This window comes from Streptomyces sp. NWU339, from assembly GCF_003143855.1.
Classification (GTDB): Bacteria; Actinomycetota; Actinomycetes; order Streptomycetales; family Streptomycetaceae; genus Streptomyces.
The window spans coordinates 187164-201271 of the sequence record NZ_QFRK01000013.1 but is presented as its reverse complement, the minus strand read 5'-3'; the positions used below and the strand labels follow the sequence as shown (position 1 = coordinate 201271).

Annotated in this window: 15 protein-coding genes; 8 read left to right on the top strand and 7 right to left on the bottom strand. The window is 70.5% G+C overall.

The window, feature by feature from the left end; all coding sequences use genetic code 11:
• Window positions 1-191 precede the first annotated feature (191 nt).
• The 5 genes from DIZ27_RS18555 to DIZ27_RS45760 all read right to left on the bottom strand — a co-directional run bounded on the left by DIZ27_RS18555 (window position 192) and on the right by DIZ27_RS45760 (window position 3878).
• On the bottom strand, window positions 192-422 hold the full coding sequence (locus tag DIZ27_RS18555; RefSeq protein WP_181383579.1) for an acyl carrier protein: 231 nt from the start codon (window positions 420-422) through the stop codon (window positions 192-194).
• 34 nt (window positions 423-456) lie between these two features.
• A complete protein-coding gene (locus DIZ27_RS18550; RefSeq protein WP_109379535.1) occupies window positions 457-2040 on the bottom strand; it encodes an amino acid adenylation domain-containing protein in 1584 nt (527 codons plus the stop codon).
• 91 nt (window positions 2041-2131) lie between these two features.
• Entirely contained in the window at window positions 2132-2869 is a 738-nt protein-coding gene (locus tag DIZ27_RS18545; protein ID WP_181383578.1) for an LmbU family transcriptional regulator, read from the bottom strand.
• A gap of 254 nt (window positions 2870-3123) precedes the next feature.
• Window positions 3124-3339, bottom strand: a complete 216-nt coding sequence (locus tag DIZ27_RS18540; RefSeq protein WP_109379533.1) for an MbtH family protein — start codon at window positions 3337-3339, stop codon at window positions 3124-3126.
• A 374-nt stretch (window positions 3340-3713) separates the two neighbouring features.
• The gene (locus DIZ27_RS45760) at window positions 3714-3878 is read right to left on the bottom strand and encodes a hypothetical protein (protein ID WP_181383577.1); all 165 of its coding nucleotides are present in this window, start codon (window positions 3876-3878) and stop codon (window positions 3714-3716) included.
• A gap of 518 nt (window positions 3879-4396) precedes the next feature.
• Here DIZ27_RS45760 and DIZ27_RS18535 point away from each other — a divergent pair.
• The 8 genes from DIZ27_RS18535 (at window position 4397) to DIZ27_RS18500 (ending at window position 12076) form a co-directional block, all read left to right on the top strand.
• Entirely contained in the window at window positions 4397-5146 is a 750-nt protein-coding gene (locus DIZ27_RS18535) for a thioesterase II family protein (protein WP_109379532.1), read from the top strand.
• 205 nt (window positions 5147-5351) lie between these two features.
• Entirely contained in the window at window positions 5352-5654 is a 303-nt protein-coding gene (locus DIZ27_RS18530) for a BTAD domain-containing putative transcriptional regulator (RefSeq protein WP_258308432.1), read from the top strand.
• A gap of 186 nt (window positions 5655-5840) precedes the next feature.
• Window positions 5841-7019: a serine hydrolase gene (locus tag DIZ27_RS18525; protein WP_258308431.1), complete on the top strand. Its 1179-nt coding sequence runs from the start codon at window positions 5841-5843 to the stop codon at window positions 7017-7019.
• Between the two features lie 58 nt (window positions 7020-7077).
• Window positions 7078-8106, top strand: coding sequence for an N-acetyl-gamma-glutamyl-phosphate reductase (argC, locus tag DIZ27_RS18520; RefSeq protein ID WP_109379529.1), 1029 nt, complete (start codon window positions 7078-7080; stop codon window positions 8104-8106).
• Entirely contained in the window at window positions 8103-9260 is a 1158-nt protein-coding gene (argJ, locus tag DIZ27_RS18515) for a bifunctional glutamate N-acetyltransferase/amino-acid acetyltransferase ArgJ (protein ID WP_109379528.1), read from the top strand. Before argC ends, argJ begins: the two co-directional genes overlap by 4 nt.
• Window positions 9257-10231 carry an acetylglutamate kinase gene (gene argB / locus DIZ27_RS18510; protein ID WP_258308430.1) on the top strand — a complete coding sequence of 325 codons (975 nt, stop codon included), beginning with the start codon at window positions 9257-9259 and terminating at the stop codon, window positions 10229-10231. The genes argJ and argB overlap by 4 nt, the downstream gene beginning before the upstream one ends.
• Window positions 10228-11436, top strand: a complete 1209-nt coding sequence (locus DIZ27_RS18505; protein WP_109379527.1) for an acetylornithine transaminase — start codon at window positions 10228-10230, stop codon at window positions 11434-11436. Before argB ends, DIZ27_RS18505 begins: the two co-directional genes overlap by 4 nt.
• 100 nt (window positions 11437-11536) lie before the next feature.
• Window positions 11537-12076: an arginine repressor gene (locus DIZ27_RS18500; protein WP_109379526.1), complete on the top strand. Its 540-nt coding sequence runs from the start codon at window positions 11537-11539 to the stop codon at window positions 12074-12076.
• A 45-nt stretch (window positions 12077-12121) separates the two neighbouring features.
• Here the strand turns inward: DIZ27_RS18500 and DIZ27_RS18495 are convergent, their stop codons facing one another.
• Window positions 12122-12859: an FAD:protein FMN transferase gene (locus DIZ27_RS18495; RefSeq protein ID WP_109379570.1), complete on the bottom strand. Its 738-nt coding sequence runs from the start codon at window positions 12857-12859 to the stop codon at window positions 12122-12124.
• 55 nt (window positions 12860-12914) lie between these two features.
• A complete protein-coding gene (locus tag DIZ27_RS18490) occupies window positions 12915-14075 on the bottom strand; it encodes an FMN-binding protein (protein ID WP_109379525.1) in 1161 nt (386 codons plus the stop codon).
• Window positions 14076-14108: the final 33 nt, after the last annotated feature.

The window sequence follows — 14108 nt, the reverse complement described above, 5'->3', positions numbered from 1 at the left end:
GGCTGCAGTCGGAAAAGCCAGTGCGATTGAGCGCGCTATCGACGCAGCGGACAAATAATCGCTGCCGAGCACAAACGCGATGCTAGCCGATTCGAACTAGCGGAATAAACAGCATCAGCGGGAGAAACGCAGGTTGATGCCGTGTCGTGTCTCGTCGGCGGGACACGACACGGCATCAACCGCGCCCGACACTACTGGGTCACCGCACCCAGGGATTCGATGTACGCGGAGATCGACGCCACCGTCGGGTTGAGGAACAGCTGGTCCATCGGCACCTCGACACCCAGCTCCTCCATAAAGGCGCCCTGAATCCTGACCATAATCACAGACTGGCCACCCAGGGCGAAGAAATCCTCGTCGATCGATATGTCATCACGCTGGAGTTCCCGGCACCAAATGGCGCGCACGCTGTCGGAAATCATCACAGTCCTCTCGGTTTTCAGCAAAGTCCGTCGACTACGCCGCAGTTCCGCTGCCGGCGTACTGTTTCCGGAACACATCGACCAGCGCCGCGCGGTCGACTTTTCCATGCGGGCTCAACGGAAGCCGCGGGATGTTCAGGAACCTGGCCGGAACCATGTTCCGCGGCAGAGTCTTCAGGAGACCGGTGCGCACGTCGTCCGCGGCGAGATCGTCCCCCACCGGGACGATGAACGCGGTCAGCTCGGCCTCGCCGGAGTCGGTGTACGTGACCACCACGGCGGCCTCCCGGACCCCGCCCAGCCGGGCGAGCGCGCGCTCGATGTCGGTGGGGTCGATGCGCATCCCGCGCACCTTCACCTGCGCGTCGATCCTGCCGAGGACGATGAGGTCGCCGGCCTCGGTCACACAGCCGCGGTCACCCGTGCGGTAGACCCTGCGCGGCTCTCCGTCGATCTCGATCGTCGTGAACTTCTGGTTCTCAGGACCCGCGTTGAGGTAGCCCGCGCCGACGCTGGCCCCGGCGATGCAGATCTCGCCCTGCTCCCCCGGCGCGACACCGCGCAGGTCCTCGTCGAGGAGGTGGATCTCGGTGTTGTAGGCCGGCTTGCCGACCGGTGGGATGTCGTGTTCGCCGGGCCGGTAGTCGGCGAGATCGTACGAGGTCGCGACATCCGTGCACTCGGCGACGCCGTACTGGTGCAGGAGGGTGCACGTGTTGCCCTCGCGCCGCGCCCAGTCCGTGAGCCGTTCGACCTTCAGTGCCTCCCCGCCGAAGAGCACGTAGTCGAGCCGGGCGAGGGCGTCACCGCCGCGTGCGGTCTCCCAGTCCACCAGCAGGTACAGCGTGCTCGAGGCGCAGTGCACCACACGTATCTCGTGCTCGGTCAGGATGCGGTAGGCCATCATGGCGTCGAAGTTCCGGCTCGCCAGCAGGTACTGGGTGGCGCCGCAGAACAGCGGCGTCATCAGGGCGCGCTGGGAGAGGTCGAAGCCGAACGCACTGACGACCAGGTTGTTCGACCCGCTGTGCAGGCCGTACTCGAGCTTGAGCCAGTTCATCAGGTTGAACCAGCCCTCGTGCCGCACCGCGGTCAGCTTCGGCGTGCCGGTCGACCCGGACGTGAAGACCGCGTAGCACACGTCGTCCCCGGTGACGTCGACGTCGGGACCGGTCGCCGGGAGGCCTGCCAGGTGATCCGACAGCTGCTCGAGATCGATGACCTCGATGCCTGCCGACTCGACCATCCCGGCCGTCGCCGGTGAGGCCACGATCAGGGCGAGATCGGGCACCTGGCCCAGCAGCAGCTGCAGTCGCGCCGCCGGGTAGGCCGGGTCGAACGGCACGTAGGCCGCGCCCGCCTTCAGCGTGCCGAGGATGGCGACGAGCATGTCGATCGAGTAGTCGAGACAGACGCCGACCTTCGCGCCCCGGCCGTGTCCGCGTGCGGCGAGGAAGTGCGCGAAACGATTCGCCTTCGCGTCCAGCTCCGCGTACGTCACCTGCCGGTTGGCCCAGACGACGGCGACGGCGTCGGGGGCGGTCCGCGCGTTCGCCTCGAACTGCTTGTGGACGACGGGCGCCGAGGGCAGGGTGACCCGCTTTCCCTGAAGGATCATCAACTGACTCCGATATGAGAGGTGTCCGATCGGACGAACCGCCGGCGCACCACGAGGAACGGGCTTGCCGGCACCTGCGGGCGGTGCGCCTCTAGGCGGTGCGCCGGTCGGCCGTGCGCCGATCGGCGGTGTCGAGCATCTGGGTCACCCACTTGTCGACGGGCAGGCCGTGTGCGGCTGCCGCCTTCGAGTAGTACTCCAGTTGGTCGGCGGACAGCTCGATGGTGAGCGTGGTGACCTTCTGCTGGCGCTTCTCTGCGGCCGGCGACTCGGCCAGCCGGAGCACCTCTTGCTTCTCGTCGCCGCTGCCCGGGGGGATCTCGGCCTTCTCGCTCTGCACGGCCAGACTGGCGCGAACCGCCTTGCGGAGTTCGTTGCGCGACCACTTCTGCTGTTCGGCCTTGCGCAGCCAGTAGTCCTGCTCCGGTGGCGACAGGCGGGTCACCTCGGCGTGGTGGGCGAAGCTGAGGCTGTCCCGCCTGCGGTGGTGCTCGAACCGCCGGGCGACCCACGCGTAGTTGCGCAAGGTCTGGTAGTCGAGACCGGTTCGCTCGATCGCTTCCTTGTACCGCCGCCACCCGTAGGCGGTCTCCCCGTAGATCAGCCAGTCGGCCAGCCACCACGCCGAGGAGTTCACGAGCTCGCGCAGGTTGGTCCCGATCTGCTCCCAGGACCGCTCCGGCAGGTTCTGCGGGAAGAGCATCCCCGACTTCTGCACCTTGGCTTGTGACCCCGCGAAGGACAGGAACACATCGCGCTGCACGGGCTCACCGCTGTTGCCCACCGGCCCCGCGCTCGCGGTTTTCGCAGCGCCCCTCACAACCTTCATCTCCCCACTCAGAGTGTTTGCCTGGGCGTGAACCGATCACTCGACCAAGCACCCGGACGGCGATCACTGTCGTTCCACTTCCTGGACGTGCGGGCCCGCGAAGCCGAGCACCGCGGGCCGCAGCGCCTTCCGTCGGGGCTCCGGGTTCATGCGGCCGGACGGCGTGGTCCCGGTCGGGTCCGTGAGCCCGTCGGCGGGCAGCCGCGGGTCCGGGACGAGCGCAGGTGCGTGCCGTACGGCTCTGCGAGCGGCGTTCAGTCCGCCGCCATGGCCTCCTGCAGGCTCTTGGGGCGCAGGTCGGTCCAGTTCTGCTCGACGTACTCCAGGCACTCGGCCCTGGCCGCCTCGCCGAAGACCACCCGCCAGCCTGCGGGCACCTCGGCGAACACCGGCCACAGGGAGTGCTGCTCCTCGTCGTTGACCACGACGTAGAAGCGGCCGTTCTCGTCGTCGAAGGGGTTCGTACTCAACTGCCACCGTCCTTAACCGTCACGGATGACGTGACTCGTGGATGGGAAATCGCCAGGCCGGGTGCAGGACAGCACCGGGCGCGGGTTCGCCGATCGGCGTCGTCCGGTCGACAGGACACTCGGCTGTCCGGTCGACGGGACACCCGGCATCAGTGGCGACCCGCCGTTGCCACGTCACCGTAAGGAATCGGCCGTCAGCGCTACAAGGGCGGCAGGCTCGCCGGCTCCCGATCGTCCGCCCGGCCCTGCCCCCGCCGGGATCCTCTGTACCCCGCCGGGTTCCTGTGTCAGGATGCCCGGTTTGCGGCCCGTGGGCAGTGCCGGTACGACAATCGCTGCCCCGCAGAGCCCCGAAGTCGGGGGTGAACGTTGCCTCAGTCGATACCGCGGACGACGTGCGGCTCGGCTGCGACGGCCGCGTCGTCGTCGGCTCCGGCGAGCCGCAGTGGCGGGGCACCGGCACACGCCGTGAGGCCGACGCAGCTGGGGGTGTGGGCGTAGCGGAGTGGTCGGTCACGCTCTCGCGAGTCGTCGTTCACTGGTTCGTCCCCTCTCCGGACTTCGTTGGCCCGGGCGTGGTCCGCCGGTCGGACCGCTGCGTCGCACGGCGCTCGAGGTTCGCTCAGGAGCTGCCTGCCCTCGGGCCGGGGCCGCCGGTCCTCCACGTACAAAAGGAGATCGGCTGCCGCACGTTCCTGGGATGAGAACGTGCGGCAGCCGATCGGGTCCGTCCGCTGTCCGCTCCGGTTCGAGCGGTGCTGGGGAGGGCCTGGCCTTCTGAGCCGGGCCGCAGTCGTCGTACGGACCTGGCTGCCCGCGTTGCCGGTAGCCGACCGCCCACTGTTCCCCAGCCCTTTTGAGACTCCGTCGAGCTTTGCTCGAGCGGGCACGTCGCGGCCGGAGCCGGCGATGTCCGCCGCCTCATGTCCACAGCGCGTCACCTGAGGACCGCTCAAGGGCTGCCACACCGGCGGCAGAATCCAGCTGGTGCCCGCGTCCCGTCGGCCGAACACCGGTCTATGGTCCGAAGACGCACGGCCCGAACCGAGGGGGAGCGATGGACAGCACACGACCTGCCTTGCGCCTGTTCGTCCTGCACCACGCGGGGGGCTCACACCTCCTGTACCGCCACTGGCCGGCCGGGCTGCCGGACACGTGGGACGTGCGGCTGCTCGACGCGCCGGGCCACGGCCTCCTCTCCGACGTGCCGCCGATCGCCGACGCCGACCGCCTCGCCGACTTCCTGCTGAGCAGCATCGAGCCCGAACTGACATGCCCCTACGCTCTTTTCGGGCACAGCATGGGCGCCCTCGTGACGTACGAGATGACCCGGCGGGCCGCCGATCGGGGCTTGCCGCTGCCGGTGTGGGTCGGTGTCTCCGCCCGGGCAGCACCGCAGCTGACCGGGCAGGGAAGCCGGTACCACGAGCTGCCCGACGCCGAGCTGCAAATCCGTCTGAAGCTGCTCGGCGGCACTCCCGACGGGCTCTTCGACGACTCCGAGCTGTGGGCCCTGTTCGACCCGATCATCCGGGCCGACCTGCGTCTGGTGGAGACCTGGCGCCCCGCGCCCGGCGCCGGCCCGCTGCCCGTGGCGCTGTCCGCCTTCGCGGGCGCCGAGGACCACGACTCTTCACCGGCGCGGATGGCCGGCTGGCAGGAGCACACCGACCACTTTCTGGGCCTGCGGGTCTTCGACGGCGGTCACTTCTACTTCCGGAACGATCCCGGGCCGCTGCTGCGGCAGATCGAGCGGGACGCGACCACGACGCTCGAGGCGGCGGGTGCGACACGCTCCGGCACGTGAGGGAAAGCGATGGAGATCCGCGTTCCCGGTCTCGTGGAAGTCCAGGAGGAGCAGACCGGACCGCAGAGGAAGGATGCCGCCCCGCGCGCGCAGCGCCCGTGGATCATGACCACCCCGTGCGGCTGCATCCTGAGGCTCGCCCCCGTCGAAACGGACACCGCGCGCTTCCGGTCACCCCCTGCGGGAAAGGTTCCACGACCTGCTGTTGGTCTCCTTCCACCGCTGCGGCCGGCAGGCAGAGGCACTGCGCGTGTGCGAACGGGCGCGCGACCGCATGGTGCACGAACTCGTTATCGAGCCGGGCCCCGCTCTGCGCGGCCTGATGGAGACGTTCCTCCACCACGACCCGGCCCTCGCCACGGCGGCGAGCCCCCGGCCGGCTCGTCCCGAGCCGAGGCGGCGCCTGCGGAGGCGGACGACGCGGCACTCCCCCTCGACGGGGAGATCGCCCGCCTGCGTCGCCGCATCGAGCGACTACGGCAGGACAGGACCCTCAGCGCTCTCCTGACCGACTCCCACGGCCTGCGCGCCCCGTCGGTCCTGCGCGCCTCCGGCGCACGACTCGACCACTGCGCCCTCGTCCGCGGTCATGCCGCACAAACGACCCGCGCTCAAGGCAAGTGACCTACTGTGCCGCCGACGCACCGCACAAGTACGGCGTCAGCCAAGTACGAATGACTCTCAGGAGCAGGAAATGACAATACGGAAGAGACCAAGGATCGGCATGGTCGCTCTGGCGGCGGTGGCACTCACGGCCACCGCCCTGACGGGCCCCGCCCAGGCATCGCGGGGCACGGCCCCCAAGCCGGCCGACCACCAGGCGACGCAGCGCGCGATCGACGCGGCCATCGAGGCCGGTGTCCCCGGCGTCACCGCCGAAGCCCGAGACTCCCGGGGAGTCTGGCAGTCGGCAACGGGCGTGGGCGACCTGGAGTCCGGCGCGCCGCGCCACAAGAACGACCGGTTCCGTGTCGGCAGCATCACCAACACCTTCGTGGCGACGGTCCTGCTCCAGATGGAGGCGGAGAAGAAGCTCAGCCTCGACGACACCGTGGAGCACCATCTGCCCGGCGTGGTCACGGGCAACGGCAACGACGGACGCTCGATCACCGTGCGGCAGCTCCTCAACCACACCAGCGGTCTGTTCGACTACGTCATCGAGCCGACCTACTACGAGAAGTACATCCTGGGCGACGGCTTCCTTCAGCACCGGTACGACACCCTGACGCCCGAGCAGCGCCTGAAGGTGGCCTTCTCCCACGCACCGCAGTTCCAGCCCGGTGCCAGGCACTCGTTCTCCCACACCAACGACCTCCTGGCCGCGCTGATCGTCGAGAAGGTCGGCGGCACGTCGTACGAGAACGAGGTGCGCAAGCGCATCACCAAACCGCTGGGGCTCAAGGCGACGTCCAGCCCCGGTACGAGCACCACCCTGCCCCAGCCGAGCAGCCGCGGTTACTCCAAGCTCTTCTTCTTCTCGCAGCCGGACCGGATCGACGACGTCAGCGAGTTCAACGGGTCACAGGTCTGGGGCGACGGCGACATCATCTCCAGCGCGGGCGATCTGAACCGGTTCTACCGGGCCCTGATGCGCGGGAAGCTGCTGCCGGCGCAGCAGCTCGAAGAAATGAAGACGACCGTCGTCAACCCCGATCTCCCGATCACGTCCTACGGGCTCGGCATCGAACGGCTCGAGATGAGCTGTGGCATCAGCCTCTGGTACCACGACGGAGGCACCGTGGGATCACTCACGTTTGCCGCCTTCACCGAGGACGGCCGCCACCAGCTCACGGTCAACTACAACAGCGACTGGGAAGCCTCGCAGCTCCTCCCCACCCTGAACGCCGAGTTCTGCGGCACGACGTCCGGCTGACGCCGAGGCGGACCCCCACGGCGTGTGAGAACGACATGTCTGTCAACCAGGAGGGTTCATGACCGTGCGAGCAGCCGTGGCCGGAGCGAGCGGCTATGCAGGGGGCGAGCTCCTGCGCCTGCTGCTGGCGCACCCCGGGGTGGAGATCGGTGCCCTGACCGGCCATTCCAGCACCGGACAGCGTCTTGGCACGCTGCAGCCGCACCTGACACCGCTGGCCGAGCGGGAGGTGCAGCCCACCACCGCCGACGTGCTCGCCGGGCACGACGTCGTCTTCCTCGCCCTGCCGCACGGGCAGTCCGCCGCCGTCGCACAGCAGTTGGGCGACGAGACGCTCGTCATCGACTGCGGCGCGGACTTCCGCCTCGCGGACGCGACCGACTGGGAGACGTTCTACGGCACGCCGCACGCCGGCACCTGGCCCTACGGCCTGCCCGAACTGCCGGGCGCGCGCGCCGTGCTGGCAGGCGCCCGGCGCATCGCGGTGCCGGGCTGCTACCCGACCGCCGTGTCGCTGGCGCTCTTCCCCGCGTACGCGGCGGACCTGGCCGGACCCGAGGCGGTGGTCGTCGCGGCGTCCGGCACCTCCGGCGCCGGGAAGGCGCCCAGGGCGGATCTGCTGGGCAGCGAGGTCATGGGGGCCATGCGGCCGTACGGTGTGGGCGGCGGCCACCGGCACACCCCCGAGATGATCCAGAACCTCAGCGCCGTGGCGGGTCGTCGGGTCTCCGTCTCCTTCACGCCGACCCTGGCCCCCATGCCGCGCGGCATCCTCGCCACCTGCTCCACCGCCGCGCGGCCCGGGGTCACCGCCGAGTCCGTCCGGGCCGCCTACCAGAAGGCGTTCGCCGACGAGCCCTTCGTCCGGCTGCTGCCCGAGGGCCAGTGGCCCAGCACCGCGGCCGTGTACGGATCGAACGCCGTCCAGGTCCAGGTGGCCCTCGACCCGGCAGCCGGCCGGATCGTCGCGATCAGCGCCATCGACAACCTCACCAAGGGCACCGCGGGCGGCGCTCTGCAGAGCATGAACATCGCCCTCGGGCTCGACGAGTCCACCGGACTGACGACGATCGGAGTCGCGCCGTGAGTGTGACGGCAGCAAAGGGATTCACGGCGGCCGGCATCGCCGCCGGGATCAAGGAGAACGGCAATCCGGACCTGGCCCTCGTGGTCAACAACGGGCCGCGCCGCGCCGCGGCGGGCGTCTTCACCGCCAACCGCGTCAAGGCCGCACCCGTGCTCTGGTCCGAGCAGGTGCTCAAGGGCGGCCAGGTCGCCGCCGTCGTCCTCAACTCCGGTGGCGCCAACGCCTGTACGGGCCCCAAGGGCTTCCAGGACACCCACGCCACCGCSGAGAAGGCCGCCGAGGTGCTGGGGACCGGCGCGGGCGAGGTGGCCGTCTGCTCCACCGGTCTCATCGGCGTCACGCTCCCCATGGACAAGCTGCTGCCGGGGGTCGAGGCGGCCGCCGGCCGGCTGTCCGAGCACGGCGGTGAGAAGGCCGCCATCGCCATCAAGACCACGGACAGCGTGCACAAGACGGCCGTCGTCACCTCGGCGGACGGCGGCTGGACCGTCGGCGGGATGGCCAAGGGCGCCGGCATGCTCGCCCCCGGCCTCGCCACCATGCTGGTCGTCCTCACCACCGACGCCGACGTCGACGCCGGGACGCTGGACCGGGCCCTGCGCGCCGCCACCAGGGTCACCTTCGACCGTGTCGACTCCGACGGCTGCATGTCCACCAACGACACCGTGCTGCTGCTGGCCTCCGGCGCCACCGGCGTCACCCCCGGGTACGCGGAGTTCGCCGAGGCGGTACGCGCCGTCTGCGACGACCTCGGCCGGCAGCTCATCGGCGACGCCGAGGGTGCCAGCAAGGACATCAAGGTCGAGGTGGTGGGCGCCGCGACCGAGGACGACGCCGTCGAGGTGGGCCGCTCCATCGCCCGCAACAACCTCCTCAAGTGCGCCGTCCACGGCGAGGACCCCAACTGGGGCCGGGTGCTGTCCGCGATCGGCACCACGAAGGCCGCCTTCGAACCCGACGAACTCGACGTCGCCATCAACGGCGTCTGGGTGTGCAAGAACGGCGGTGTCGGCGAGGACCGCGACAAGGTCGACATGCGCTACCGCGAGGTCCACATCGTCGCCGACCTGGGCGCCGGTGACGCGACCGCCACCATCTGGACCAACGACCTCACCGCCGACTACGTCCACGAGAACAGCGCTTATTCCTCATGACCACCACCCGCAAGCACACCGCCCTGCCCAAGGCGCAGATCCTCATCGAGGCGCTGCCCTGGCTGACCCGGCACCACGGCAAGACCGTCGTCATCAAGTTCGGCGGCAACGCCATGGTGAACGAGGAACTGAAGAACGCCTTCGCCCAGGACGTCGTCTTCCTGCGGCACGCCGGCCTCAAGCCGGTCGTCGTGCACGGCGGCGGCCCGCAGATCAGCGCCGCGCTCGACCGGCACGGCATCGTCAGCGAGTTCAAGGCCGGCCTCAGGGTCACCACCGAGGACGCCATGGACGTCGTACGGATGGTGCTGGCCGGACAGGTGCAGCGTGAGCTGGTCGGGCTGCTCAACCGGCACGGCCCGTTCGCCGTCGGCCTCACCGGTGAGGACGCGCACACCCTCACCGCGACCAAGCACCGGCCCGAGATCGACGGTGAGCCGGTCGACATCGGGCGGGTCGGTGAGATCACCGAGATCGACACCGGCGCCATCGAGGCACTGCTCGCCGACGGCCGTATCCCGGTCGTCTCGTCCATCGCCCGGAGCCAGGACGACCACCATGTCTACAACGTCAATGCTGATACGGCGGCTGCGGCACTCGCTGCTGCTCTGGACGCCGAGACCCTCATGGTCCTCACCGACGTCGAGGGGCTCTACGAGGACTGGCCGAACTCCGACGAGGTGATCAGCCGTCTCACCGCCTCCCAGCTCGAGAAGCTGCTGCCGGAGCTGTCCTCGGGCATGGTGCCGAAGATGGAGGGCTGTCTGCACGCGGTACGCAACGGCGTGACCACGGCCCGCGTCATCGACGGCAGGGTCCAGCACTCGATCCTGCTGGAGATCTTCACAGACGAGGGCATCGGCACCATGGTCGTGCCCGACGATCCCGCCGACGCCACCGAGGCCGTACCCGACGGAACACCGCAGGGACAGGACGCGCAGGACGTGCAGGACGGACAGGGGGAGTCGTGAGCAACGAGGAGCTGAGCGCGCGCTGGCGGGGCGCGCTCATGAACAACTACGGCACACCGAAGCTGTCCCTGGTCAGCGGCGCGGGCGCCACCGTCCGCGACGCCGACGGCAAGGAGTACACCGACTTCGTCGGCGGTATCGCCGTCAACGCGCTCGGCCATGCCCACCCGGCCGTCGTGGAGGCCGTCAGCCGGCAGATCGCCTCCCTGGGCCACGTCTCCAACCTGTACGTCGCCGAGCCGCCCGTCGCGCTCGCCGAACGGCTCCTGAGGCTCTTCGGCCGCGAGGGCCGGGTGTACTTCTGCAACTCGGGCGCCGAGGCCAACGAGGCCGCGTTCAAGATCGGGCGGCTCACCGGGCGGACCCACATGGTCGCCACCGACGGCGGCTTCCACGGCCGCACCATGGGTGCCCTCGCGCTGACCGGCCAGCCGGGCAAGCGGGAGCCGTTCGCACCGCTGCCCGGGGACGTCACCCATGTCCCCTACGGCGACGCGCAGGCCCTGGCTGCCGCGGTCACCGAGGACACGGCGCTGGTCGTCATCGAGCCGATCCAGGGCGAGAACGGGGTCGTGGTGCCCCCGCCCGGCTATCTGAAGGCCGCCCGCGCCATCACGGCCGCCACGGGCGCGCTGCTCGTCCTGGACGAGGTGCAGACCGGCATCGGCCGCACCGGCAACTGGTTCGAGTACCAGGCCCACGAAGGCGTCCTGCCCGACGTCGTCACCCTCGCCAAGGGACTCGGCGGCGGGCTGCCGATCGGCGCGGCCGTCGCCTTCGGACGCGCCGCCGAACTGCTGCACCCCGGCCACCACGGCACGACCTTCGGGGGCAACCCGGTCGCCTGCGCCGCCGGCCTCGCCGTCCTCGACACCATCGAGAACGAGGGGCTGCTCGAGAACGTCAAGCGGCAGGGCGAGCGGCTCCGCGACGGAATCGAGGCGCTCGGCAACCCGTTGGTCAGCCATGTCCGGGGTGCGGGCCTCCTCCTGGGTATCGTGCTCACCGAACCGCTCGCGCCCCAGGTGCAACAGGCGGCTCAGGACGCCGGTTTCCTGGTGAACGCGCCCGCCCCCGATGTCGTACGGCTGATGCCGCCGCTGATCCTCGGGGACGACGCGGTGGACGCTTTCCTCGGGGCACTGCCCGGCGTCCTGGACGCCGTCGGCCGGGCGGCGGACGGGGAAGGGCGAGCCGGACGGTGAGCCGTACCACGAGCCGGGCGAGACCCGGACGACGAGCCGGGCGATGAACCGGACCACGAGCCGGGGAACGCCCCGAGGATGACCGGAGAATGAGACGACGATGAGCCACGACCAGGACCACGGACAGCCTGTCGGGCCTGCCGTACCGCAGACCCGCACCGCCCGCCACCGCCGGATCGTGGACATACTCAACCGGCAACCGGTGCGTTCCCAGAGCCAGTTGGCGAAGCTGCTCGCCGACCACGGACTGACCGTCACCCAAGCGACGCTCTCCCGGGACCTGGACGAGCTGAACGCGGTGAAGATCCGCGACACCGACGGAGACCTCATCTACGCGGTACCGAGCGAGGGCGGCTTCCGCACCCCGCGCGCACCGCTGGGGGAGTCGGCGAAGGAGGAGCGGATGCGGCGGCTCTCCCAGGAGCTGCTGATCTCCGCGGAGGCGTCCGCCAATCTCGTGGTCCTGCGCACCCCTCCGGGTGCCGCGCAGTTCCTGGCCTCGGCCATCGACCAGGCCGAACTGCACGACATCCTGGGGACCATCGCCGGTGACGACACGCTGATGCTGATCAGTCGCGACCCGGTGGGCGGGCCGGCCCTGGCCGAGCACATGCTGCGGCTGGCCCAGAACGGGCACTGAGCGCGGGCCGGGCCGGCCGGGGCACGCGGCGCCCGAGCAGCCCGATCACCCCAGCCGGTCCGCCAGGCCGCCCGTGCAGCGCACCTCGTCGCCCGCCGTGATCAGCAGCGCCTCCACGTCGGGCAGCGTCTCCAGCCAGGCGAGTCCCTCCCGCGATCCCATCGCGAAGGCGGCGGTGGCCCAGCAGTCGGCCCAGACCAGCCGGGGAGCCACCACCGTCACCGAGACCAGGTCGGTGACCGCGGAACGGCCGGTGCGCGGGTCGACGATGTGGTCGCCGCGCTCGGCGGTGCCCGAGGTGGCGACGGCCAGTTCGTCCACGCCGGCCGCGGAGACCACGGCCGCGAGGCCGCCCGGCCGGAGCGGATCCGCCACGCCCACCCGCCACGGCCGCCCGGCCCCCGGGGAGCCCAGCAACTGGACGTCACCTCCGCCGTTGAGGCTCACGCCGACCGTCCCGGCCTCCGCGAGCCGCCGCGCGGCCCGCTCGGTGGCCCAGCCCTTGACGATGCCGGTCGGGTCGAGCCGGCCCCGGTAGCGCGGGCTGAACCAGCCGCCGCTCACCCGTTCCGCCTCCGCGGCCAGCTCCAGCACCTCGGCGACCTCGGGGTCGCACTCCTCGACCGTGAGGTCGCCGCGTGCCAGCCGTGAGATCTGGGTGTCGTCGCGGTACGTGCTGAACACCTCGTCGACGCGGCGCAGCCCGGCGACCGCCTCCTCCAGCGCCGCGTGTACGGCAGCGGGTTCCCCGCCGCGGACGTCGAAGGAGAAGACGGTCCCCATCGTCTCCTCCGTACGACGCACCGCGGCGGGAGCCTGTGCGGACTCGGCCACGGCGTCAGCCACCGGCCTTGTCGAGTGCGGACTGCAGCGATTTCTTGTAGCCGGCGCTGGTGTAGGTGGCGCCGGACACCGCGTCGACGTCCGCGTTGCCGGCCTCCACGACGGCCTTGTTGAGCCGGGGCACGGACGAGAAGGTGACCTGGTCGCTCTGGCCGCCCTTGGGCGCCTGCACCGCCTCGGCCTTGGTGATCTTCCCGCCCTGGACGGTGATCCGTACCTGCACGGCCCCGTACTGGGTCTGCGCCGCGTCACCGGTGACGGTGCCGTCCTTGAGGGTCTGCCCGCCCTCCGAGCCCTGCCCGCTCCCGGCGGACTCCTTCCCGGCGGGCTCCTCGTCGGCGGGCTCCTTCTTGCCGGCGGATCCGCTGCCGGACGCGGCCGATCCGGCGGCCCTGGCCTGATCCAGTGCGGACTGCAGCGACTTCTTGTACCCGGTGCTGGTGTAGGTGGCGCCGGACACCGCATCGATGTCCGCGCTGCCCGCCGCCACGGCGGACTGGTTGAGTTTCGGTACGGCGCCGGCGTTGATCTGGTCGCTCTGGCCGCCCTTGGGGGACTGGACGGCCTCGGCCTTGGTGATCTTCCCGCCCTGGACGGTGATCCGTACCTGCACGGCCCCGTACTGGGTCTGCGCCGCGTCACCGGTGACGGTGCCGTCGCCGAGGGCCTGGGCGTTTTCCGCGCCCTGCCCGTCCCCGGCCGGTGCGGCGGCCCTGGCCTTGTCGAGCGCGGACTGCAGCGACTTCTTGTAGCCGGCGCTGGTGTAGGTGGCGCCGGACACCGCGTCGATCTCGCCGCTCTGCGCGGTGACCACGGCCTGGTTGAGCTTGGGTACGGCGCCGGCGTTGATCTGGTCGCTCTGGCCGCCCTTGGGGGACTGGACGGCCTCGGCCTTGGTGATCTTCCCGCCCTGGACGGTGATCCGTACCTGCACGGCCCCGTACTGGGTCTGCGCCGCGTCACCGGTGACGGTGCCGTTGGCGATGGTCTGGGCGCCGCCCTGCGGGGACTGCGCGGCCGCGGGCGGGACCGTGCCGCCGGCCGCGTCCGCCGAGCCCGGGTCGGAATCCGGCTTCAGCGTCAGCAGCAGCACGATCCCGGAGACGGTGGCGGCGGTGGCCAGCACAGCACGCCGGACGGGGTGACTCTTCCTCATCGCTTCTCAAGCTCCTGATGGGTGTGGATGACC